This window comes from Micromonospora citrea (assembly GCF_900090315.1).
GTDB lineage: Bacteria > Actinomycetota > Actinomycetes > Mycobacteriales > Micromonosporaceae > Micromonospora > Micromonospora citrea.
In genome coordinates this window covers 3,938,233-3,959,222 of the sequence record NZ_FMHZ01000002.1, presented here as the reverse complement: position 1 = coordinate 3,959,222, position 20,990 = coordinate 3,938,233, and the positions used below count along the sequence as shown (strand labels likewise).

General features: G+C 75.1%; 20 protein-coding genes and 1 pseudogene. 7 read left to right on the top strand and 14 right to left on the bottom strand.

What is annotated here, in order from left to right; all coding sequences use genetic code 11:
* Positions 1-26: 26 nt before the first annotated feature.
* Positions 27-902 carry a hypothetical protein gene (locus GA0070606_RS18115; RefSeq protein ID WP_091101622.1) on the bottom strand — a complete coding sequence of 292 codons (876 nt, stop codon included), beginning with the start codon at positions 900-902 and terminating at the stop codon, positions 27-29.
* A 95-nt stretch (positions 903-997) separates the two neighbouring features.
* Between GA0070606_RS18115 and GA0070606_RS18110 the strand changes: the two genes are divergently transcribed.
* Entirely contained in the window at positions 998-2,164 is a 1,167-nt protein-coding gene (locus tag GA0070606_RS18110; RefSeq protein WP_091101618.1) for a homogentisate 1,2-dioxygenase, read from the top strand.
* A gap of 22 nt (positions 2,165-2,186) precedes the next feature.
* Here the strand turns inward: GA0070606_RS18110 and GA0070606_RS18105 are convergent, their stop codons facing one another.
* The 5 genes from GA0070606_RS18105 to GA0070606_RS18085 form a co-directional block, all read right to left on the bottom strand.
* Positions 2,187-3,101, bottom strand: a complete 915-nt coding sequence (locus GA0070606_RS18105; RefSeq protein WP_091101614.1) for a sigma-70 family RNA polymerase sigma factor — start codon at positions 3,099-3,101, stop codon at positions 2,187-2,189.
* Between the two features lie 238 nt (positions 3,102-3,339).
* Positions 3,340-4,365 carry a tetratricopeptide repeat protein gene (locus GA0070606_RS18100; protein WP_091101611.1) on the bottom strand — a complete coding sequence of 342 codons (1,026 nt, stop codon included), beginning with the start codon at positions 4,363-4,365 and terminating at the stop codon, positions 3,340-3,342.
* A gap of 10 nt (positions 4,366-4,375) precedes the next feature.
* On the bottom strand, positions 4,376-4,858 hold the full coding sequence (gene ispF, locus GA0070606_RS18095; protein ID WP_091101607.1) for a 2-C-methyl-D-erythritol 2,4-cyclodiphosphate synthase: 483 nt from the start codon (positions 4,856-4,858) through the stop codon (positions 4,376-4,378).
* Between the two features lie 16 nt (positions 4,859-4,874).
* Entirely contained in the window at positions 4,875-5,570 is a 696-nt protein-coding gene (ispD, locus tag GA0070606_RS18090) for a 2-C-methyl-D-erythritol 4-phosphate cytidylyltransferase (protein WP_091101603.1), read from the bottom strand.
* Between the two features lie 56 nt (positions 5,571-5,626).
* Positions 5,627-6,112, bottom strand: coding sequence for a CarD family transcriptional regulator (locus GA0070606_RS18085; protein WP_007073334.1), 486 nt, complete (start codon positions 6,110-6,112; stop codon positions 5,627-5,629).
* Between the two features lie 327 nt (positions 6,113-6,439).
* On the opposite strand from GA0070606_RS18085, the gene GA0070606_RS18080 reads away from it, so the two are divergent.
* Positions 6,440-7,135: a hypothetical protein gene (locus GA0070606_RS18080; protein WP_091101599.1), complete on the top strand. Its 696-nt coding sequence runs from the start codon at positions 6,440-6,442 to the stop codon at positions 7,133-7,135.
* A 45-nt stretch (positions 7,136-7,180) separates the two neighbouring features.
* Here GA0070606_RS18080 and GA0070606_RS18075 read toward each other — a convergent pair whose 3' ends face one another.
* The 4 genes and pseudogenes from GA0070606_RS18075 to GA0070606_RS18060 form a co-directional block, all read right to left on the bottom strand.
* On the bottom strand, positions 7,181-7,846 hold the full coding sequence (locus GA0070606_RS18075; protein ID WP_091101595.1) for a hypothetical protein: 666 nt from the start codon (positions 7,844-7,846) through the stop codon (positions 7,181-7,183).
* 38 nt (positions 7,847-7,884) lie between these two features.
* A complete protein-coding gene (locus GA0070606_RS18070; RefSeq protein ID WP_425413057.1) occupies positions 7,885-8,943 on the bottom strand; it encodes a type III polyketide synthase in 1,059 nt (352 codons plus the stop codon).
* Between the two features lie 109 nt (positions 8,944-9,052).
* Positions 9,053-10,219, bottom strand: coding sequence for an acyl-CoA dehydrogenase family protein (locus GA0070606_RS18065; protein ID WP_091101591.1), 1,167 nt, complete (start codon positions 10,217-10,219; stop codon positions 9,053-9,055).
* Between the two features lie 328 nt (positions 10,220-10,547).
* Positions 10,548-11,207 (bottom strand): annotated as a pseudogene (locus tag GA0070606_RS18060) (methyltransferase domain-containing protein); the annotation flags it as partial.
* Positions 11,208-11,252: 45 nt separating this feature from the next.
* On the opposite strand from GA0070606_RS18060, the gene GA0070606_RS18055 reads away from it, so the two are divergent.
* The 4 genes from GA0070606_RS18055 to disA all read left to right on the top strand — a co-directional run bounded on the left by GA0070606_RS18055 (position 11,253) and on the right by disA (position 15,863).
* On the top strand, positions 11,253-12,092 hold the full coding sequence (locus GA0070606_RS18055) for a UbiA family prenyltransferase (RefSeq protein ID WP_091101588.1): 840 nt from the start codon (positions 11,253-11,255) through the stop codon (positions 12,090-12,092).
* Between the two features lie 138 nt (positions 12,093-12,230).
* The gene (locus GA0070606_RS18050) at positions 12,231-12,995 is read left to right on the top strand and encodes a hypothetical protein (RefSeq protein WP_091101584.1); all 765 of its coding nucleotides are present in this window, start codon (positions 12,231-12,233) and stop codon (positions 12,993-12,995) included.
* A gap of 88 nt (positions 12,996-13,083) precedes the next feature.
* Complete coding sequence (radA, locus tag GA0070606_RS18045) at positions 13,084-14,538, top strand: DNA repair protein RadA (protein ID WP_091101580.1); 1,455 nt, start codon at positions 13,084-13,086, stop codon at positions 14,536-14,538.
* 143 nt (positions 14,539-14,681) lie between these two features.
* Complete coding sequence (gene disA, locus GA0070606_RS18040; protein ID WP_091107859.1) at positions 14,682-15,863, top strand: DNA integrity scanning diadenylate cyclase DisA; 1,182 nt, start codon at positions 14,682-14,684, stop codon at positions 15,861-15,863.
* 11 nt (positions 15,864-15,874) lie between these two features.
* Here the strand turns inward: disA and GA0070606_RS18035 are convergent, their stop codons facing one another.
* The 3 genes from GA0070606_RS18035 to GA0070606_RS18025 form a co-directional block, all read right to left on the bottom strand.
* Positions 15,875-16,600, bottom strand: a complete 726-nt coding sequence (locus GA0070606_RS18035) for a hypothetical protein (RefSeq protein WP_091101576.1) — start codon at positions 16,598-16,600, stop codon at positions 15,875-15,877.
* Positions 16,601-16,729: 129 nt separating this feature from the next.
* Entirely contained in the window at positions 16,730-17,314 is a 585-nt protein-coding gene (locus GA0070606_RS18030) for a peptide deformylase (RefSeq protein ID WP_091101572.1), read from the bottom strand.
* Positions 17,311-17,823 (bottom strand): glycine cleavage system transcriptional repressor, encoded by a 513-nt coding sequence (locus tag GA0070606_RS18025; protein WP_091101568.1) that lies wholly within the window; start codon positions 17,821-17,823, stop codon positions 17,311-17,313. The genes GA0070606_RS18030 and GA0070606_RS18025 overlap by 4 nt, the downstream gene beginning before the upstream one ends.
* Before the next feature lie 142 nt (positions 17,824-17,965).
* Between GA0070606_RS18025 and GA0070606_RS18020 the strand changes: the two genes are divergently transcribed.
* The gene (locus tag GA0070606_RS18020; protein ID WP_091101564.1) at positions 17,966-18,865 is read left to right on the top strand and encodes an HhH-GPD family protein; all 900 of its coding nucleotides are present in this window, start codon (positions 17,966-17,968) and stop codon (positions 18,863-18,865) included.
* A 133-nt stretch (positions 18,866-18,998) separates the two neighbouring features.
* On the opposite strand, the gene GA0070606_RS18015 is transcribed toward GA0070606_RS18020, so the two are convergent.
* On the bottom strand, positions 18,999-19,649 hold the full coding sequence (locus tag GA0070606_RS18015; RefSeq protein ID WP_091101560.1) for a C39 family peptidase: 651 nt from the start codon (positions 19,647-19,649) through the stop codon (positions 18,999-19,001).
* Positions 19,650-20,990 lie beyond the last annotated feature (1,341 nt).

Below are 20,990 nucleotides of genomic sequence, written 5' to 3'. Positions count from 1 at the left end.
GAGACCATTCGTTCGCTGCCGCCCGCTCATGCGTCGAAGCCCCCGTTCACCAGCCCCAGCCGGATCAGATCGGTAAGTGGTTCCAGGATGCTGCACGAGCCGTAGCCGACCCACAGCGGGCGCGGCGCGGCCAGGTGGCCCTCGACGAGCTGCACCAGCGGGCGCGGGTCGGTCGCGGTGAGCAGCTCGGCGACCGGCTGGACCGCGGCACCCTCGGCGGCGGCCAGCGTCGCGGCCAGCACGTTGGCGAAGCCGTGGTGGGTGAAGCCGGTCTCCGGGTCGAGGTGCCGCACCGCCTGGTGCAGCCCGGCGGTCAGCTTGAAGGGCAGGCCCCGGTCCCGGCAGGCGCAGATCACCGCGGCCAGCTCGGCCGGGGTCGGGAAGAGCTCGGCGGCAAGCCCGCCGGTGCGGAACTTCGCCGCGACCGGCAGCCCCTCGGCGCGCGCGGCGGCGAGCGCGTCCAGCGCGCCCATCAGCCCGAAGGTCAGCGGCACCTCGGCGTAGACGGTCAGCCCACCGCCGGCCCCGGGCGGATTCGCGCGGCGCGTCAGCCCGACCAGCTCGGTCAGGCCCGGCAGCGGGTCCTCGCCGCGCTTGGCGACGGCCGCCTCGACCTGCCGGACGCGGATGCGCGGGTCGGCCACCGTCCGCGCCTCGTCGAGCCGCGCGACCGGCACGTCCCCGATGACGCCGACCTCGATCCGTTCCCCGGCGTCGAGCAGGTCGGCCAGCTCGGCCAGCCGCGTCGCGGGGACCAGGAGGGGGCCGACGAGGTTCGCGTACCAGGAGGCGCGGTGCCGCCGGTGCGCGGCGACGGCGTCGGGCAGCGGCGCGCTGCCGGGCGGGAAGACGGCGGCGTCGTCGACGAGGCCGTCGAGAAGCGCGGGCACCTGCGTTGACACGAGACAAGAATGTACGGGACGCTACAAGGAACGGACAACAGCGTCCGATTATCGGACGCCGTTGGATCGGTGAACGGGACGAACCGGGAGGCGAGATGCCGTACTACCGCAGCGTCGGCGAGGTGCCCCGCAAGCGCCACACCCAGTTCCGTCAGCCCGACGGCAGCCTCTACGCCGAGGAGCTGATGGGCCAGGAGGGCTTCTCCTCCGACTCGTCCCTGCTCTACCACCGGCACGCGCCGACCGCGATCGTGGCGGCCGAGGAGTTCACCCCGCCGGCGTTCACCCGGGTGCCCAACCTGCCGCTCAAGCCCCGGCACCTGCGCACCCACAAGCTCGACGGCGTCGGCGCCGACCCGGTGCTCGGCCGGCAGTACCTGCTCGCCAACGACGACGTGCGGATCGCGTACGTGCTGGCGGACCGGCCGTCCCCGCTGTTCCGCGACGCCACCGGCGACCACTGCCTCTACGTCGAGTCGGGCACCCTGCGGGTGGAGTCGACGTTCGGCGTGCTCGACGCGGTGGCCGGCGACTACGTCGTCATCCCCACCTCGACGATCCACCGGCTGGTGCCCACCGGCGACGCGCCCACCCGGCTGCTCGCGGTCGAGGCCGCCGGGCACATCGGCCCGCCCAAGCGCTACCTCTCGGTACGCGGCCAGTTCCTGGAGCACTCGCCCTACTGCGAGCGGGACGTCCGGGGGCCGGACGCGCCGCTGCTGGTGGACGACACCGACGTCGAGGTACTGGTCCGGCACCGTCGCGGATGGACCCGGTACGTGTACGCCCACCACCCGTTCGACGTGGTCGGCTGGGACGGCCACATGTACCCGTGGGCGTTCTCCATCCACGACTTCGAGCCGATCACCGGCCGGATCCACCAGCCGCCGCCCGTGCACCAGACCTTCCAGGGCCCCAACTTCGTGATCTGCTCGTTCGTGCCACGCAAGGTCGACTACCATCCGGACGCCATCCCGGTGCCCTACAACCACCACAACGTCGACTCCGACGAGATGCTCTTCTACACCGGCGGCAACTACGAGGCGCGGCGCGGCTCGGGCATCGAGCAGGGCTCGATCTCGCTGCACCCGTCCGGGTTCACCCACGGCCCCCAGCCGGGCGCCGCCGAGCGTTCCATCGGCGCGGACTTCTTCGACGAGCTGGCGGTCATGGTCGACACCTTCCGCCCGCTCGACCTCTGCGACGCCGCCCAGGCGTGCGAGGACGACGCCTACGCCTGGACCTGGGCGCGTCGCGCCTGAGGTCAGGCTGCCCTGCCCCTGCTCAAGCCGCCAGGAGGTCGGCCAGGACGCGGGTGCGGGCCGGGTGGCGGAGCTTGGACATCGCCTTGGCCTCGATCTGGCGGATCCGTTCCCGGGTCAGGCCGAGCACCCGGCCGATCTCGTCCAGGGTGCGCGGCTCCGCGTCGGCGAGGCCGTACCGCTGGGCGATGACCGTCGCCTCCCGCTCGGTGAGCGCGGACAGCGCGGTGTCCAGATAGGAGGGCAGGAAACCGGCGGCGACCTGGGCGGCCGGATCCGGTGCGTCGTCGGTGAGGAAGTCACCGAGTTGCGCACCGTCCTCGCCGACGGGGGCGTGCAGGGAGACCGGCTTCCGGTCGTACCGCAGCGCCTGCTCGACCTTCTCGGGGGCCAGGTCGAGTTCGGCCGCGATCCGCGCGGCGGTCGGCTCCTCGCCGAGGTCCCGGAGCAGGGTGCGGCGAACCCGGTGCACCCGGTTGATCAGCTCGACCATGTGCGCGGGCACCCGAATCGTGCGGCTCTGGTCGGCCAGCGCGCGACCGAGCGCCTGCTTGATCCACCAGGTGGCGTAGGTGGAGAACTTCAGGCCGCGCCGGTGGTCGAACTTCTCGACCGCGCGCATCATTCCGATGACGCCCTCCTGGACCAGGTCCGGCAGCGGCAGCCCGCCCTCGCGGACGTATCGCCGGGCGATCGAGACGACCAGGCGGAGGTTGGCCTCGATCATGTGCTGCCGGGCACGCCGGCCGTCGGCGGCCAGCCGCTCGCAGGCGATCCGCTCGTCCACGGTCAGCCCGCCCGGATCGGCGTCCAGGCGGTGCTGGGCGAGCGTCCCGGCCTCGATCCGCGCGCCCAGCTCCACCTCCTGCTCGGCGGTGAGCAGCGGGGTCCGGCCGATCTCCCTGAGGTACGCACCCACCGAATCGGTCACGGTCATGAGCGATCTCCCTTCGACGGCCCGGAGCGGCGCGACGGCGCCTCGGCATGACCTAAACTTATGACCGACCTATAAACATGTCAAGCATAAATTTAGGATCAGCACATGGAGGCCCCGCCGTCAGCGGACAGACGACCGGACTGCGGGCCCTCGAAGAGGCGCCCGACACGGTGGTACCGCCTTCGACGCGCCGGAGCCCTCCCACGGCGACCACGCCGCCTCCCCGCCCCGACGGGGCTCAGAACCGGGTACGGGTGAAGACGGCGAACTCGGCCGCGGCGGCGGTGGCGATGGCGAGGACCAGCGGCCACGGCGTGCCGACCAGGGCGTAGAGCAGGATCAGCAGGGGCGCGCCGGCGGCCGCGTAGACGGCGAGGGCGAGCATCCGGTCGGAGCGGAGCAGGCTGGGCAGGATCGTCCGGGTCAGGCCGGGCAGCTTGGCAGCGAACCGCCAGACCACCAGCGCGCCGCCGAGCGCCGCGAACGCCGCCGCCACTCGGGACAGGCCCTCGCTCCCCGGTGCCATGCAGGCGATCACGACGGCGGCGATCATCGTCCAGCCCGCGCCGTAGAGCACGAGCTCGCGTACGCCGACGGAGATGGTCCGGCCGGAGTCCACCCGGCCCGGGCTCATCGCGGCGGCCTCGGCCAGGTGCTCCAGCGCCTCGCTCCAGCGCCGCTGCTCCAGCCGCAGCACCCCGATGTCGTGCCGGACCTCGGCGAGCTGCGGATCCAGCCGCAGCGCCTCGCGGTAGGCCCGCTCGGCCAGGTCGAAAAGCCGCATGTTGGCCGCGACCAGGCCCAGCACCAGATGCGCCTCCGGCTCCTCGGGCGCCAGCTCGACCCCGCGCCAGGCCGCGTTCAGCGCCGGCTGCCCGTTGCGCGAGCTGGCCAGGACCGCCGCGGCACTGCGCTGGGCGTACGCGTCGTCGGGCCCCAGCGTCAGGATCCGGTCGGCGGTGCGGGCCGCCTCGGCGTACTCCTCGAGGTCGATCAGGGCGAGGGCGCGGGCGAGCAGCGCCGGCACCGCATCCGGGGCGGCGGCGACCGCGGCGTCGGCGGCGGTCCGCGCCTCCGTCGGCCGGCCGGCCGCGAGGTGCACCCGGGACAGCATGGTCAGCGCCGCGGCGCTGGCCGGTTCGAGCGCGACGGCGTACGCCAGCTCCCCCGCGGCCTCGTCGTAGCGGCCAAGTTCGGCGAGGAGCTGCGCACGCTGCACGTAGCCGTCGAAGGCGGAGCGGTCGGAGGTGGCGTCGCTGGACATCGCGGCGAGCCTAGGCGGCCGGAGCCTCGTAGACCAGGGCCACCGCGATGCCGGTGAGGCCCTCGCCGCGCCCGGGGAAGCCGAGGCCGTCGGTGGTGGCCGCGGAGACGGTCACCGGCGCGCCGACCGCCTCGGAGAGCACCCGCTGGGCCTCCTCGCGGCGTGGGCCGATCTTGGGCCGGTTGCCGATCACCTGCACGGACACGTTGCCGATCGCGAAGCCGGCGGCCCGCACCCGGCGGGCGCTCTCGGTGAGCAGGGCGACGCCCGACGCCCCGGCCCACTCGGGCTGGCCCACGCCGAAGTTGGCGCCCAGGTCGCCGAGGCCGGCCGCCGAGAGCAGCGCGTTGCAGGCGGCGTGCGCCGCCACGTCGGCGTCCGAGTGCCCGGCCAGGCCGTCCTGGTCGGGCCAGTGCAGGCCGGCCACCCAGCACGGCCGGCCCGCCTCGAAGGCGTGCACGTCGGTGCCGATGGCCACCCGGGGAACGATCATGCGAAGAGGGTACGCGTCAGGCGCCGGTGGCGAGCAGGTGCTCGGCCAACGCCAGGTCGAACGGGCGGGTGACCTTCAGCGCGTACTCCGAGCCGGGCACGCAGGACACCGGGACGCCCTGCTTCTCGACCAGGCCCGCGTCGTCGGTGAGCGGGTCGCCGGCGGCGGCGTGCGCGGCCGTCAGCACCGCCCGGCGGAAGCCCTGCGGGGTCTGCACCGCGCGCAGGGCGGAACGGTCGACGGTGCCGAGGACGACCTCGTCGGCGCCGACCTCCTTGATCGTGTCGACCACGGGCAGCACCGGGATCACCGCGTCGTGCCCGGCGCGGACGGCCGCCGCGACGGACTCCACCAGCTCGGGCGGGGTCAGCGCCCGGGCGGCGTCGTGCACGAGGACGATCTCCGGGCCGGCGGGCACCGCGGCGAGGGCCGCGGCCACCGACGCCTGCCGCTCCGCGCCGCCCGGCACCACGGTCACCGGGGCGACCGGGGCGAGCAGGTCCCGCACCGCCTCGACCTCGGCGGCCGGGGCCGCCACGACGATGGTGTGCACCGACGGCGCGGCGGCGAGCCGACGAACGGCGTGCACCAGCAGGGGCTCCCCGCCGAGCAGCCGCAACGCCTTCGGTCGACCGGGGCCGAGCCGTACGCCGGCACCGGCCGCAGGCACGAGGACCGCGACGTCACCGCGCGGATTGAGCTGCGCGGTCACGTCGCGGTCCTCGGTGGTTTGTTCGCTACGAATCGGGTACGACGATGCTGTGGGGACTAGGCCTCGGTGAGGACCTTGTCGAGCAGCGTCTCCGCCTCGTCCTTGGTGCTCTTCTCGGCCAGCGCGACCTCGCCGACGAGAATGTCGCGGGCCTTGGCGAGCATGCGCTTCTCACCCGCGGAAAGGCCCCGCTCCCGCTCCCGGCGCCACAGGTCGCGCACGACCTCGGCGACCTTCAGCGGGTTGCCCGAGGCCAGCTTCTCCAGATTCGCCTTGTAACGCCGCGACCAGTTGGTCGGCTCCTCGGTGTGCGGTGCACGGAGCACGTCGAAGACCTTGCCGAGGCCCTCTTCGCCGACCACCTCGCGCACACCCACGATCTCGGCGTTCTCGGCGGGCACCCGGACCGTCAGGTCACCCTGCGCGACCCTCAGGACGAGGTATTGCTTAGGCTCGCCCTTGATGACCCGAGTCTCGATTGCCTCGATGAGTGCGGCCCCGTGGTGGGGGTAAACAACGGTCTCGCCGACACTGAAAACCATAGGTTCGAAACCCCTTTCGCTGTGTCTAGGGTAACACGCTCAGGCACCGATGTCTCACCGCTGTCCTGACCGTTGGCGCAGCTCAGGGGCCCTGTGAGAGGTATTTCTTCAGCTTGACAGGCCGCCAAACCAATGGTTTGAACACGCTCCGTGACCAGTGGATGACGGCCCGGCGCGGGTGACGCGAACGTCGAGATCAAGGGCTATGCGCTCCTCCCATGGTAGCCGGCCGCCCGCGTGCGCGCCCAGGTGTAGCGGTACGCGGCCCCGTGCGGGACGCTGGAGGTCGAGCCGCTGTCCGCTCACCGAGTTCGTCCTGGGGGTCCGATGGGCAAGCCCGACGCAGACGGCCCCGGACTGCCCGACCTGCCGCCGGAGTGGGGCCGGGTGGTCGTGCCGGACGACGCCTCCGCCCTCGCGGCCGAGGCCGAGCAGATCCGCCGCGAGCTGCGTGCGGCGACCCCGCCCCGTGGCCGCCGGCCGGCCGCCCGGTCGCCGCTCGCCCTGCCCCTGCTGGTCCTGCTGGTGGCGGTGCTGGCCACGGTCGCGAGCCTGGTGACGGTGACCTGGCCCCGCGCCGGCCGGACCACGCCGGAGCCCGCCCCCGCGCCGGCCACCCCGCCGGCCGGGCTCGCCGGTCGGCCGCTGCCCGCGCTGGACCTCGTCGACGCGGGGCAGGCGCCCGTGCCGCTGCGCGGGCTGCTGCCGGCGGTGATCATCCTGGTCGACGGGTGCCCCTGCCCGGACGACGTGGCCACCGCCGCCGCCCTGGCGCCGACCGGGGTCACCGTCGTCACGGTCGCCGGAAAGCGGCCGGCGACCGCCCCGCCCGCACCCGTCGGGACCGTCCTGCGCCCGTTGGCCGACCCGGCGGGCGGGCTGCGCGCGTTCCTGCACCTGCCGCCCCGGCCCGGCGCCGCCACCGCGCTGCTGGTGGACCGGGCCGGCGTGCTGGTCACGGTGGTGCCGGAGATCCGCTCCGCCGAGGACTACCGCACCGAGCTGGCCGGCCTCGCCGCCTGAGCCGCTCCACCACGCCGCCGGCCCCTCGCCAGCCCTCCGGGGGCGTCAGGGCGCGGCGACGAGCTGCGCCTCGACCCGGAGCGGCTCGGCGTTGGCGCTGGTCAGCGAGACCCGGAACGGCCCGCCGGAGCCGGTGATCTCCGTCGAGGTGACCGAACCGTCGCAGGCGCTCGTGATCGGGTCGGCCGCCCGCGCCCCGTCCACCACCAGCAGCAGCTCGCCGGGGCCGAGGCACCGGTACCGGAGCAGGTGGCGGGCGCCCTCCTCGGCGAACGCCTGCCGGACGTGCCCCTGCGTGCCGTCGAGCCGGGCGCGGCTCGTCCAGACGGCGCCGGGGAGGCTGCCCAGGCCGCCGCGCCGCGCCGCCTCGTCGAGCCGACCCTCCATCAGGGAGCGCGGATCCGGTCCCCCCGGCACCACGTCCACCCGGAACGCGGCGCCGGTGCCCGGGTCCACCCGGAAGGTGGCGCCCCGCTCGGACTGGGCCGGCACGGCGAGCCCCGACCGGGGCCCCGGCGAGGCGCTCGGCCCGGTCACCACCGGCCCGACGGGCGGCGCCTCCGACTGCCACCACCAGCCACCGCCGGCGAGCGCGGCGAGCGCCGCCACGGCCAGCACAGCGGTGCGCCACCGGTCGTCGGCTCCGACGGGAGTCCCGTGCTCACCGGCGCCCGGCACGCGTCCCGGCCGGCCTGCCGCCTCGGCGTCCATTACCAGAGGGTAACCTCGGGGCGCCCGTGGTGTCGCCGTCAGTCCCGCCGTTCGAGCAGCGCGGCGTAGAGGGTGAGGCCGGGCCCGAACGCCAGCATGACCACCCGCCCCGGCGGCGACGCGGCCCGGCGTAGCCGGTCGAGGATCAGCAGCACCGTCGGCGACGAGCAGTTGCCGTGCTCGTCCAGCGTCGCCCGGGACGCCGCCAGCCCCTCCGGCGGCAGCGCCAGCTCCCGTTCGACCACGTTGAGGATGCGCGGGCCGCCCGGATGCACCGCCCAGCCGTCCACCCCGGACGGCGTCGCGCCGTGCCGGCCCACCAGGTCGTCGACCAGGGTCCGGACGTGCCGGGAGAGCACCTGCGGCACCTTCGGCGACAGCCCCATCCGGAAGCCGGTGTCGGTGACGTCCCAGGTCATGTGGTCGGCGGTCGAGGTGTCCGTGACGGCGGCGACCTCGCGCAGCGCGTACCCCCGGCCGCCGGGGACGAGCACGGCGGCGACCGCGGCGTCCGAGAAGAGCGCGTGGGAGACGATCTGCTGGGTGTCCACCCGGGCCCCGGAGGGCTGGATGTGCAGGCTGGTCAGCTCCGCGCAGAGCAGCAGCGCCGGCCGCCCCCGGGCGGTGACGAAGTCGCCCGCCGCGCCCAGCCCCGGCAGGGCCGCGTAGCAGCCCATGTGGCCGACGAACATGCGCTGGGTGTCCGGGGCCATGCCCAGGTCCCGGGCGAGCAGGATGTCCAGCCCCGGGGTGGCGTACCCGGTGCACGAGCAGACCACGAAGAGCCCGACGTCCCCGGCGGACAGGCCGGCGGCGGTCAATGCCCGGCCCACCGCCTCCTTGCCCAGCGGCAGCGCCTCGACCAGGTAGCGGCGCATCCGCCGCTCGGTCGGCCAGTCCGAGACGTCCTCCAGCAGCGGGTTGACCGCGGCCTGCCGGCGGGACACCCCCGAGTGGGCGAAGATCCGCTCGGCGAGCGCCCGGGTGCTGCCGGTGAAGTGCTTCGAGAAGAAGCCGTCCCACAACTCGTCCTGCCTGGCCGACGGCGGGTGCGCCGTCCCCAGCCCCGCGATCACCGGTACGGCCACGACGCCCACCTCTCGTTCGGCTCAACGCAGCGGGCGGCCCACCCCGCCCCCGGAGAGGCCGCCGTCGTCCCCCGCGCCGGGGGTGCTCCCGTCCACGACCCCGGCGAACTCCTCAGGTTCACCAACGAGGGACCGATCCGTCGCGGTCCGGGTCGCCGCCCAGCGCCGCGATGCCGAGCCAGTCGGCGCAGACGTCCGAGGTCGCCGGGTGCAGCGAGCCGCAGCGGGCGTCCCGGTAGAGCCGTTCCAACGGATGGCCCCGCCGGGTGGCTGACGTGCCGGCGGCCTCCAGCACCGACGCCGCGACCTCCGCCGCGGTCGTGCCGGCCAGCAGCTTCGCCCGCCACACCCAGCGGTTGGTCTCCGCGTCCCCCGGCGCCTCGTCGACCCGTCGGGCGGCCTCCGCGACCGTCAGGTGCGCCGCCGCCACGGCCGCGTCGGCCCGGCCGAGGCGGGACCGGACGGCCGGCAGGCCGGCGAGGTTGCGGGCGTTGAGGTGCTCGGCCGCCGCGTCGATCGCCGCCCGGGCCACCCCCACGTAGACGGCGGCGTAGCTGGCGACCAGCCAGTGCGGCATGAGCTGGGCGACCACCAGGGCCAGCCCCTCCACGCCGCCGAGCAGGCGGTCGGCCGGGACGGTCACGTCCAGGTGCAGGTCGTGCGACGAGGTCGCCCGCATGCCCAGCGAGTCCCAGGTGGGCTCCACGGTCAGGCCCGCCCCGGCCGGCACCAGGAACTGGGAGACCACCGACTGGTCGGCGGCGCTGCGGGCGGCCACGAGGTAGCCGTCGGCGTGCCCGGCCCCGGAGCAGAACGTCTTGCTGCCCTTGAGGTGCCAACCGCCGTCCACCGGCTCGTAGACGGTGCTGAGCTGGGACAGTCGGGCACCCGCGCCGCGCTCGCTCATCGCCACCGCGTACCAGGAGCCCTGGGCGGCGGCGGTCAGGAGCCGGTCCCGGGCGGCCAGCGCCTCCTCGGGCACGCCGAGCGCCTCGGCAAGCTCCTCGGTGACCGCGCCGAGCGCGCCGGTGACCGAGGCGTGCATGTTGAACACCAGGGCGGTCGCCCCGTTGCCCCGGGCCAGCTCGGTGGCGACCGCCGCGTACTCGGCGAACGTGGCGCCCGTCCCGCCCAGCTCGGTGGGGACCATCAGGCCGAAGAGCCCGGCCTCCCGCAGGTCCCGGAAGTCCTCGACCGGGAACGAGCCGTCCCGGTCGTGCTCGGCCGCCCGGGCGGCCAGCCTCGGTGCCAGGCGGCGAGCCGCCTCCAGCGCGTGCTGCGTCATACAGCCCCCTTCTCGGCCTGTCCCTACCCCGCGACCGGCCTCGCTATCCGCTCCGCGTGCCACGCCCCTGGTAGAGCACTGCGGTCGACCAGGTCGGCACGATCCGTGGCGTCGGACGCCGGCCCGCCGTCGCGCCCCGACGCCCGTCGGTGCGGGCGCGCCGTCCGTCGACCCCCGCCGCACCGAAAGAGCCGGTGCCCGTCGCGCGGGGACGGTCGGCGTCCGTCGCACCGGGACGGTCGGCCTCCGTCGCACCGGGACGGCCGACGTCCGTCGCACCGGGACGGTCGCCGTTCGTCGCACGCGGACGGACGGCGGTCGGGCGGTGGGGGCGGGCGGCGGCCAGGGCCCGGCGGGCCAGCCAGCCGAGCAGGCCGGGCACGCCCGGCCGGACGCCCCGCAGGCGCAGCTCGACCCCGTGCCGGGCACACTCGGCGACCAGCGCCCCGGCGTCCACGAACAACCGTGGGTCGTGGATGCCCCTCGGCACGGTGGGCAGCCGCTCGGCGACGTGGACGGCCAGCAACCGGCTCAGCGCCGTGTCGTTCAGCGTGTCCAGGACGAGCAGGCCACCGGGCCGGAGCAGTCGGCACGCCTCGGCCACCGCGCGCCGCCAGTCCGGCACGTGCTCCAGGATCTCGCCCGCGGCCACCACGTCGGCGCAGCCGTCCGCCAGCGGCACGGCGGTGGCGTCGCCGTTGACGGGGGTCACCCCGTGCGCGGCGGCCTGCGCCAGGGCCGACCGGGTGAGGTCGACGCCGACGTGCCGGTAGCCCTTGCCGGCCAGGTGCGGGGCGAGCAGCCCGGCGCCGCAGCCGAGGTCGACCAGGAGGGCGCCGGGGCGGGACGCCGGCGGCACCAGCGCCGCGCGGGCCTCGGCCAGCCAGTGCAGCATCGCGAAGACGCCGTCCGGACGCCACCACTCGCCGGCCAGGTCGTCGTACTGGCGCGGATCGTTGCGCGGCAGGGTGCGGCCCGCGTCTCGCATGGACCGAGCGTGGCACGACTGCCCGGTAACGACCAGACTTCCCTCATGTCGTCAACGGTGCTAGGGCTGGTCAGGGCGAGTCACCCGGAACCGGCCGCCGCCGTCACCACGGTGGCGGCGCTGCTCGCGTGGGGCGCCGGGCACCGGCCCGCCGGCGTCCTCGCCGTGGCACTCACCGTGGCGGCCAGCCAGCTCGCCGTCGGCTGGGCCAACGACGCGCTCGACGCCGACCGGGACGCCACCGTGGGGCGTACCGACAAACCGGTCGCCACCGGCGCGGTGAGCCGGCGCGGCACGGCCCTGGCCGCGGCGGTGGCCGCGCTCGCCACCCCCGTGCTGGCGCTGGCCACCAACCCGACGGCCGCGCTCTGCGCCACCCTCGGGCTGGTCTCCGCGCTGCTCTACGACTGGCCGCTGAAGTCGACCCCGGTGTCGGTGCTGCCCTACGCGGTCTCCTTCGGGTCGCTGCCCGCCTTCGTCGTGCTGGCGCTGCCCGGGGCGCCCGCCCCGCCGGTCTGGCTGGTCGCCGCCGCAGCCTGCCTCGGGGCCGGTGCGCACTTCGCCAACGTCCTGCCCGACCTGGCCGACGACGCCCGGACGGGGGTGCGCGGGCTGCCGCACCGGCTCGGCCCGACCGGCAGCCGCGCCGCCGCCGCGGGCCTCCTGCTCGCGGCGACCGCCACGCTGGTCCTCGGGCCGCCGGGGCGCCCGTCGGGAGCCGGCGTCGCCGCGGTCGCGGCGGCCGTCGTGGTGCCGCCCCTGAGCTGGTACGGCGGGCGCGCCACCGCCCGGGCCGGGGGCCGGCCGGTGGCCGCGTTCCGGGCCGTCATGCTGATCGCCCTCATCGACGTGGTCCTGCTCGTCACGAGCGGCCGGCTGGTCTGAACCCACCCCCGGGAGTGGCATCCCCGGGTCGGCGTGCGGCGGCGGATCAGGCCCAACTACCCTGGAGCGCGGTCTGCGCGGGCATGGCCACCGTGCCCGGCGTGAGCACCGGGTGGGATCGTGACGAGGAGGACCGACGTGACGCGCTCGATCAGGGGTTCCCGGCGGGCGGCCCTGCTGCTGTCCGGGATGGCGGCGACGACCGGGCTGCTGCTGTCCGGCTGCGGCGCCGGCCAGGTCTCCGAGACCGCCAACAAGGAGCCGTCGGTCCAGGGCGTCAACCTGTCGGCCCGCAACGGCGACTACGCCGTGCGCGGCCTGCTGGTCGAGTTCCCGGGCACGGAGGGATACAAGGCCGGCGCCAACGCCATCCTCAACGCCGTGATCTACAACGACTCGGAGCAGCCGGTCACCGTGACCGTGACCACCGACAGCGCCCGCGAGGTCGTGATCACCGGAACCGGCGCCGCGACCAGCCCGTCGGCGTCGCCGACCGGGTCGCCGTCGGCCACCCCGTCCGCCCCGGCGTCGGAGTCGCCCAGCCCGGACGCCCCGGAGAGCCCCGACGCCTCCGGCAGCCCGAGCGCCACGGCCAGCCCGTCGGCCACGGAGAGCCCGGCGGCGCCGGCCGGCGAGCCGGCCCGGATCGAGATCGCGCCGCTGAGCTACGTGCAGCTCAACACCCAGGCGGACCGCGTCCTCCAGCTCATCGGCCTGAACGAGTCGCTGCGCTCCGGGCAGAACGTCTTCCTGACCTTCGACTTCGGCAACGGCGTCACGGTCACCGGCCCGGCGCCGGTCGCCGTGCCGCTCACCCCCGCCGCGCCCCCGTCGCAGATCGTCGAGCGCCTGGGCGGCTACGAGGGCCAGGAGGAAGAGGGCGGCCACGGCGGCGGCCACTGACCTCCGCTCCCGACTTCGACGACACCGCCGGCGTGGCGACCACCACGCCGGCGGTGTCTTCGTCGTACCCGGGGACTAACGTCCCCGTGTGACCACCTCCCGATCGACGTCCCCGCGCGCCGGCGCCGCCGGCGGTCGCGGCCGGGCGTCCAGCCGCGAGCCCCGGCCGGCCTACGAGTGCGACGCCTGCGGGCACCAGCCGCCGAAGTGGGTCGGGCGCTGCCCCGAGTGCGGCGAGTGGGGCTCGGTGGTCGAGTGCACCGTGACCGGCCCGACCGTCTCGGGAAAGGTGGTCAGTTCCCGCATGCCGGCCGAGCCGGCCCGGCCGATCGCCACCATCAGCGCCGCCCCGGCGCGGGCCCGGCCCACCGGGGTCAGCGAGCTCGACCGGGTCCTCGGCGGTGGGCTGGTCCCGGGCGCGGTGGTGCTGCTCGCCGGGGAGCCGGGCGTCGGCAAGTCCACCCTGCTGCTCGACGTGGCCCAGCAGTGGGCCGCCGGGGCCGGCAGCCCCTCGCTGGTGGTCAGCGGCGAGGAGTCGGTCAGCCAGGTCCGGCTGCGCGCCGAGCGGATGGGCACCCTGCACGACCAGCTCTACCTCGCCGCCGAGAGCGACCTCGCCGCGGTGCTCGGCCACCTCGACGCGGTCAAGCCCGGCCTGCTGGTGCTCGACTCGGTGCAGACCATCTCCACCACCAACGCCGAGGGGGTGTCGGGCGGGGTGACCCAGGTGCGGGCGGTCACCGCCGCGCTCGTCGCGGTCGCCAAGGAGCGCGGCATCGCCACCGTGCTGGTCGGCCACGTCACCAAGGACGGCCAGGTCGCCGGCCCCCGGGTGCTGGAGCACCTGGTCGACGTGGTGCTGCACTTCGAGGGCGACAAGCACTCCTCGCTGCGCATGGTGCGCGGCGTCAAGAACCGGTTCGGCGCCGCCGACGAGGTGGGCTGCTTCGAGATGCACGAGGGCGGCATCAGCAGCCTGGCCGACCCGTCCGGGCTCTTCCTGACCCGCTATTCCGAGCCGGTGCCCGGCACGTGCGTCACCGTGGCGATGGAGGGCCGCCGGGCGCTGGTCACCGAGGTGCAGGCGCTGATCGGCGCGACGGTCGCCGGCTCGCCCCGGCGCACGGTCTCCGGGCTCGACTCGGCCCGCCTCGCGATGGTGCTGGCCGTGCTCCAGCGGCGCACCGAGCGGCTGACCCTGCACGACCGGGAGGTCTTCGCGGCCACCGTCGGCGGCATCCGGGTGGTGGAGCCGGCGGCCGACCTGGCCGTGGCCCTCGCCGTCGCCTCGGGCGGGCTCAACCTGGCCATCGCGCCGCACCTGGTGGCGATCGGCGAGGTCGGGCTGACCGGCGAGGTGCGCCGCGTGGGCGCGGTGCCCCGCCGGCTGGCCGAGGCGGCGCGGCTGGGCTTCCGGCTCGCGCTGGTGCCGACCGGCTGCGGCCCCGACAGCACCGGCGTCACCCCCGGCGGCATGCAGGTGATCGAGGTCACGGACGTGCGCTCGGCGCTCCAGGCCGTCGCCCGCGCGTCCGCGGAGTGACCGACGGTGCGCCGCCGACGGGACCGTCCGGGCGATAGCGGACAGCCGGGCGGGCGGCCGACGCTCCGGGCGAGCCGGGGCATCGCGACACATCACAGTAACCACGACAGCACCCACCGCAGGGCAGTCCGTAGACTGTGCCCGTGCCGATCGACCGCGACACCACCAAGCCCGCCGGCGCGACACCCCACGCCCGCACCGGCGCCGTGGGCTCCCCCGCGCGCCCGATCAGCGTGAACGTGACCGGCGCCGCGGGGGGCGCCGGCGATCCGCTGCGGGCAAACCTGGCTCTGATGGCCCCGGGCACCGCCCTGCGCGACGGCCTCGAGCGGATCCTGCGCGGCCGGACGGGCGCCCTGATCGTCCTCGGCTACGACAAGGTCGTCGAAGGGCTCTGCACCGGCGGGTTCCCGCTCGACGTCGAGTTCTCCGCCACCCGGGTCCGCGAGCTGTGCAAGATGGACGGTGCGGTGGTGCTCTCCAGCGACGGCACCCGGATCGTCCGGGCGGCCGTGCACCTGATGCCCGACCCGAGCATCCCGACCGAGGAGTCCGGCACCCGCCACCGCACCGCCGAGCGGGTCGCCCGGCAGACCGGCTATCCGGTGATCTCGGTGAGCCAGTCCATGCGGATCATCAGCCTCTACGTCAACGGCCAGCGGCACGTCCTGGACGACTCGGCGGCGATCCTGTCCCGCGCCAACCAGGCGCTCGCCACCCTGGAGCGCTACAAGCTCCGGCTGGACGAGGTCTCCGGCACCCTCTCCGCCCTGGAGATCGAGGACCTGGTCACCGTACGGGACGCGGTCGCGGTGGTGCAGCGGCTGGAGATGGTCCGCCGGATCGCCGACGAGATCGCCGGCTACGTGGTGGAGCTGGGCACCGACGGCCGCCTGCTGGCCCTCCAGCTCGACGAGCTGATGGCCGGCGTCGACGCCGACCGCACCCTGGTCATCCGGGACTACCTCCCGGCGGGCCGGAAGTCCCGCACCCTCGACGAGGCGCTGGTCGAGCTGGACCTGCTCGGCGCGACCGAGCTGATCGACCTGGTCTCCGTCGCCAAGGCGATCGGCTACCCGGCCGCCTCCGACGCGCTGGACGCGGCGGTCAGCCCGCGCGGCTTCCGGCTGCTGGCCAAGGTGCCCCGGCTGCCGGTGACGGTGGTCGACCGCCTCGTCGTGCACTTCGGCAGCCTCCAGCGCCTGCTCGGCGCCACGGTCGAGGACCTCCAGGCCGTCGAGGGAGTGGGCGACGCCCGGGCCCGTGGCGTCCGGGAGGGGCTGTCCCGACTCGCCGAGGCTTCCATCCTGGAGCGCTACGTCTGACGGTGGGCCGCTCAGCCGTCGGTGACGGTCAGCTTCACCGGCTCGCTGAGCTTGGTGCCCACCCGGGCGAAGACCTGGTAGCTGCCGGGCGGCGGGTTCGGGCCCGCCGCGACGCCGTTGGCGCACTTGCTGCTGTCGCGGCCGTTCCAGCCCACCTGGTAGGAGCGCTCGAAGCCCGGGGTGAAGGACTGCACGTCGGAGCCCTTGCCCGTGCCGCAGGTGTCCGACGACCAGATTTTTTCGGCCCCCGACTTGATGAACAGCTCCTGCGCGTCGGCGCCGACGTCGCGGCTGCACGTCCGCTCCGACCGGTTCTTGACCTTCAACTGGAGGTCGACCACGGCCCCGCGGACCACCGACGCGGGCAGGGCCACGGGGGTCACGGTGATCTCGGCATCCGTGCAGGCGCCGTCGTCGGCGGCCGGCACGACCGGCGCGGCCGGCGGCGTGTCGGTGGTGGTCGGCCCGCCCGAGGCGTCGGCGCCGCCCGGTCCGCCCGACGCGCCCGGCGAGGGCGCCCCGGTCTGCGGGCTCAGCACCGGACCGGTGGACCCCGGTGTCGCGCCGGGCGACTGCGCGCCCGCGGAGGGCTGCGCGTCGCCGCTCCTGCCGGCGTTCCGGTCCGTGCCGGTGCACGAATAGAGCAGGACAATGAGGAAGAGAAGCCCCGCTCCGAGCACGACGGCGCGACGCCGCCAGTAAACGGCGGGTGGCAGGGGGCCGACCGTCAGACGCATGATGCCCCCACCGTAGCGGCGCGGGACGCGGCAGCCCGGCGCGACGCGCCGAGTCGGCGACAGCTCACCGCTCCCCTCCCTCCACAACCGACGGTCAGCCGTCCGTCGGCCGCGACACCGGGCCGCCGGTCAGAGATAAACCTTGCGCTGGTAGATGGCGTGGGCGCCGGCCACCCGGTCCAGGAAGAGCAGCCCGGCGCAGTGGTCGATCTCGTGTTGCAGCGCCCGCGCCTCGAACCCGTCGGTCACCAGCCGGACGGGCCTGCCGCTGCCGGGCAGTACGCCCTCCACCACCAGCCGGCTCGCCCGCTTGACGTCGCCGGTCAGGTCGGGCACCGACATGCAGCCCTCCCGGGCCACCTTCCACCGGCTCGCCTCGACGACGCGCGCGTTGCACAGCACGAAGGTGCCGTGCACGGTGAGCGCCTTCGGGTGGCCGGTCACGTCGACCGCGAAGACCTGCGCGCCCACACCGACCTGCGGGGCGGCCAGCCCGACGCAGCCCGGCGACACCTGCATGGTGGCGACCAGGTCGGCCGCCAGGCGTACGGTCTCCTCGGCGGTCGGGTCGACCTCGCCACCGGGCCGGCTGAGCACCTGGTCGGGGGCGGACACCACCGGCCGCACCACCCCCGGCACGTCCAGCGACTCCGGGGTCCAGTCGCCGAGGCCCGCGTACGCCCCGGCCTCCGGTGTCCGCTCGTCGCCGGTCACAGCACGTCCGGATCGGCCGGCCGGAGACTCACCCCGACGCCCAGGTCGGCGGCGGTCGACGCGAGGCGTCCGGCCACCCCGTCGGCCGTGCCGGGCGGCAACTCCACCTCGGCGACCACCACGTAGAGCGAGCCGGTGAGCCGGGTGCTCAGGTCGGTGACGTTGCCGCCGGCGTCGGCGAGCACGCGGGTCATCGCCGCCACGATGCCCATCCGGTCCGCGCCGTGCACCGCCATGACGTACGGCTCGCCCGCCGGGGCCGTCTCGCCGTCCGCGGTGACCTCGCGTACGGTCGCCAGGAGCTGGCCGCCGGCGGAGAGCGGCGCCAGCGCGGCCTCGACGTCGGCGGCCGCCGGGCCCACGCAGACCAGGGTCATCGCGAAGTGCCCCCGCAGCCGGGTCATCGTGCTGTCGGTGAGGTTCGCGCCGAGCCGGGCGAGCACCTCGGCGACGTCGGCCACGATGCCCGGCCGGTCCCGGCCGATGACGGTGATCGCGAGCTCGTTCATCCGGGCATTCTGCCCGATCCGCCGAGCGCCGCCGCAGCGCCCCCGCCCAGGTCGCCCAGCCAGCGGGACGGGTACGGCAGCGCCGGAGGCCCGCCGCCCGCGCCGCGTCGGCGCCCCGCCCCGTGACATCATCGGCGGCGCGATGTCTGAACCCACTTTCGCCGCCGTGGTCAGCCGGTGGTACGAGGAGAACGCCCGCGACCTGCCGTGGCGGAAGCCCGACGTGGGCGCGTGGGCGATCCTGGTCAGCGAGGTCATGCTGCAGCAGACGCCCGTCGTGCGGGTGCTGCCCGCCTGGGAGGCGTGGCTGGCCCGCTGGCCCGATCCGGCCGCGCTGGCGGCGGACAGCCCAGCGGAGGCGATCCGGATGTGGGGACGGCTCGGCTACCCCCGTCGGGCCGTACGGCTGCGGGAGTGCGCCGTCGCGATCGTCGAGCGGCACGGCGGCCGGGTCCCGGCCCGGCTGGACCAGCTGCTGGCCCTGCCGGGCGTCGGGACGTACACGGCCAGGGCGGTGGCCGCGTTCGCGTACGGCCAGCGACACCCGGTGGTCGACACCAACGTACGGCGGGTGGTCTGCCGGGCTGTCGCCGGCGAACCGGACGCCGGCCCGGCGACCCGCCCGGCCGACCTGGTCGCCACCGAGGAACTGCTCCCCGCCGACCCGGCCGCCGCCGCGCTGGCCAGCGCCGCCTTCATGGAGCTGGGGGCGGTTGTCTGCACCGCCCGGTCACCCCGCTGCGGAAGCTGCCCCGTCGAGTCGGTCTGCGCGTGGCGGGCGTCCGGCAAGGAGGCGCCCGCCGGCCCGTCCCGCCGCCCCCAGCGGTACGCGGGCACCGACCGCCAGGTACGCGGGCTGCTGCTCGGCGTGCTGCGGGAGGCGACCGGCCCGGTGCCACACCAGCGTCTCGACCAGGTGTGGGCCGACGAGGTGCAGCGCGCCCGAGCGCTCGGCGGGCTGGTGCGGGACGGCCTCGTGGAGCCGGTGGGCGAGTCGTCGTTCCGCCTCGTCGGCGACGGCCCGCCGGTCCCGATCGTCTGACCCGCCTGTCCGGCTGCGCCTGCCACCGCTTCCCGGTCACGGTCGCCTGACCGCCTGTCGGGCTGCGCCTGCCGGACACGACGCAAAGGGCCGGCTCCCGGGGTGGGGGCCGGCCCTTTGCATCGTGTTGGTGTCAGGCGGTGTAGCCGCGGGTGGCGATCCAGTCGGCGAGGTTGTCGATGCTCATCCGGTAGGAGGCCTGGTTGGGGTCGGCGGAGTCGGCGATGGTGACGGTGTTGCCGTTGTCGCGGTAGCCGACGACGCTGATGTAGTGGCCGCCTTCGAAGGAGTGGGTGGTGCCGTCGGTGTCGGTGGCGGTGCCGGCGATGTTGGCGACGACGGCGTGGCCTTCGTCGATGGCGGTGACGATGTCGGTGCGCAGCTTGTGGGTCTGCTTGTCGTCGGCGGTGGCCTCGCGGATCTCGACGGACTGGTAGGCGTCCTTACCGGTTTCCTTGTTCAGGACGGGGGTGATGTCGTTGATGGAGTTGGTGCCGGCTTCGGTGGTGCCCATCAGTTTGGCCATGCCGTCGACGTCGATGTCCTTGCCCTGGACGCTGAGGGCGTTGCGGGCGGCGGCGGGGCCGCAGTAGTAGAAGTTCGGCTGGGCCTCGTAGCGGACGCCGAGTTCCCGCTCGCCGTTGTTGCGGTCCTGGCTGACGGTGGCGGGCTTGTTCTCGGTGGTGGTGGCGTGGGCGGCGGTGACGGGGCCGGCGATGGCGCCGCCGGTGAAGGCGAGGCCGGCAGCGGTCAGGGCGGTCTTGCGCAGGATGTCGGTACGCATGGTGAGGTCACCTTTCGATCGGGGGTACGTGACACGCCCGGGGGGTGGGTCGTGTCGCGGGTCGGGAAAGGTCACGCCAGAAAATGCAGGGTGCGCCCCTTGCGGTGCGGGGTGGGGCGCGGGGCTCCCGGGGGAGGTAACCGGTGGGGGCGGGCCGGGTGTTTCCGGCGGCCGCCGCAGCCGGCGGTGTCCCTGGGTCCGGGGGATGTAACGACGTGGCTCCGGCCGGCATTCCGGCCGCCGCCTCGGCCCGGCCGCCGTCTCGGCCCGAGGGCCGGGGGGTCACGCGCTCGCGGTGGTTACAACGCCCCGCGTCGGCGGGCGATGCCCGCCGGGCCGGTGACCCCCACCACCACAGAACGCCACGAACCGGACACCCGGCCAAGGCCGGCACCGCCCTCGCCCCGCCGGGCTGGCCTGTCGCCCCGCCGGGCTGGCCTGTCGCCCCGCCGGGCTGGCCTGTCGCCCCGCCCGGCCGGGCTGGCCTGTCGCCCCGCCGGGCTGGCCTGTCGCCCCGCCGGGCTGGCCTGTCGCCTCGCCGGGCTGGCCTGTCGCCCCGCCCGTCCCGCCCTTGCCTCGCCGGTCTGCCTCTTGCCCCGCTCCGGGCCGCCCTCACCGCCGCCGAAACCGGACAGACAGCCCAGGTGGCCCTTGGCCCCGACACACGGGTGGCCGGGCGCCGGCGTGAGTGCGGGCACCGGTTCGACGGACGGTGCCGGTCTCGGCGGCCGACATCGGTTCATGAAAGCCGTGAGGGGCACGAGGGCCGTGAGGGGCATGGGCGTGCAACCGCGCCTCTGCGGCGGCCGCCGCAGCTGGCGGTGTCCCTGGGACGCCTCCGGCTCGTGCAGGGCGCACCGTCGTCGACCTGCGTGGTGGGCCTCCGGGGATCAGTGCTGTCTCGTGGAGGGTGGCCCGTCGGCTGAACTGCCTGGCGAGGCCCGCGGGGACGGGTTCGTGCTGTGCGCCCTGTCGAGCTGAGTCGTTTACGACATCACCCGGTGTTTCGCCCCTGTGTGCGACAAAGACGTATCCGATGACGTGGTACCCGAACGAGTCGTTGCCGAGCGTGAATCGTCTACGACATCAGCTCGACAGGTGGGTGCGACCAACCAACGATCCCACGCCGCTGCAGTGGGCACGTGCGCACTCCGCGGTCGTGCGAGGAGAGGAGATGGACGTGGAAGCCGACGATCCAGCACGAGGCGGAGCAGCAGCCCGGCGCAAAGCCGACAGCCAGCCCGGCGATCAAGCGGAGGACAGCCGGTCCGTGACGGACGACGCAAGCCGCACATGCCCGGCGCAAATCGACGGCCCGGTGGCTGTTCGCCACCGGGCCGT

Excerpts from the sequence above, each read along its gene's own strand:
- GA0070606_RS18110 (WP_091101618.1), top strand. The coding sequence starts at position 998 with ATGCCGTACTACCGCAGCGTCGGCGAGGTGCCCCGCAAGCGCCACACC.
- GA0070606_RS18065 (WP_091101591.1), bottom strand. The coding sequence starts at position 10,219 with ATGACGCAGCACGCGCTGGAGGCGGCTCGCCGCCTGGCACCGAGGCTG.
- GA0070606_RS18085 (WP_007073334.1), bottom strand. The coding sequence starts at position 6,112 with ATGGTTTTCAGTGTCGGCGAGACCGTTGTTTACCCCCACCACGGGGCC.
- GA0070606_RS18020 (WP_091101564.1), top strand. The coding sequence starts at position 17,966 with ATGTCTGAACCCACTTTCGCCGCCGTGGTCAGCCGGTGGTACGAGGAG.
- GA0070606_RS18080 (WP_091101599.1), top strand. The coding sequence starts at position 6,440 with ATGGGCAAGCCCGACGCAGACGGCCCCGGACTGCCCGACCTGCCGCCG.
- GA0070606_RS18055 (WP_091101588.1), top strand. The coding sequence starts at position 11,253 with ATGTCGTCAACGGTGCTAGGGCTGGTCAGGGCGAGTCACCCGGAACCG.
- GA0070606_RS18025 (WP_091101568.1), bottom strand. The coding sequence starts at position 17,823 with ATGAACGAGCTCGCGATCACCGTCATCGGCCGGGACCGGCCGGGCATC.
- GA0070606_RS18105 (WP_091101614.1), bottom strand. The coding sequence starts at position 3,101 with ATGACCGTGACCGATTCGGTGGGTGCGTACCTCAGGGAGATCGGCCGG.
- GA0070606_RS18035 (WP_091101576.1), bottom strand. The coding sequence starts at position 16,600 with ATGCGTCTGACGGTCGGCCCCCTGCCACCCGCCGTTTACTGGCGGCGT.
- GA0070606_RS18100 (WP_091101611.1), bottom strand. The coding sequence starts at position 4,365 with ATGTCCAGCGACGCCACCTCCGACCGCTCCGCCTTCGACGGCTACGTG.
- GA0070606_RS18015 (WP_091101560.1), bottom strand. The coding sequence starts at position 19,649 with ATGCGTACCGACATCCTGCGCAAGACCGCCCTGACCGCTGCCGGCCTC.
- GA0070606_RS18075 (WP_091101595.1), bottom strand. The coding sequence starts at position 7,846 with ATGGACGCCGAGGCGGCAGGCCGGCCGGGACGCGTGCCGGGCGCCGGT.
- ispF (WP_091101607.1), bottom strand. The coding sequence starts at position 4,858 with ATGATCGTTCCCCGGGTGGCCATCGGCACCGACGTGCACGCCTTCGAG.